Source organism: Arthrobacter sp. Y3225116 (genome assembly GCF_059091245.1).
Genome location: NZ_JBNHGL010000621.1, coordinates 1 through 280, shown reverse-complemented (window position 1 = coordinate 280; position 280 = coordinate 1). Strand labels below are relative to the sequence as shown.

The 280-nt window shown below is 75.4% G+C and carries 1 protein-coding gene; it reads right to left on the bottom strand.

What is annotated here, in order from left to right; all coding sequences use genetic code 11:
• Positions 1-280, bottom strand: a 280-nt coding sequence (locus tag AC5RV2_RS19250) for a molybdopterin-binding protein (RefSeq protein WP_494093652.1), incomplete at both ends; no start/stop codon positions are given.

Genomic DNA, 280 nt, shown 5'->3' with positions numbered 1-280 from the left:
CAGCGCCGCCCGCGGAGCGGGGGCTCCCAGCACCGCCGTCAGCGCCGGCCGCAGGAACATCTCGAACGAGACCAGGCAGCTGACCGGGTTGCCCGGGAACGCCAGGAAGACCGCGTCGCCGATCCGGCCGGCGCCCTGCGGCCCGCCCGGCTGCATCGCCACCGAGGCGAAGGCCACCCCTTCGGGCTCGAGCGCCTGCCGGACCACTTCGAAGGCGCCCTTGGAGATTCCGCCGGAGGTCAGCACCAGGTCGGCGCCGTGGCGGCGCAGGTCGTCGTCG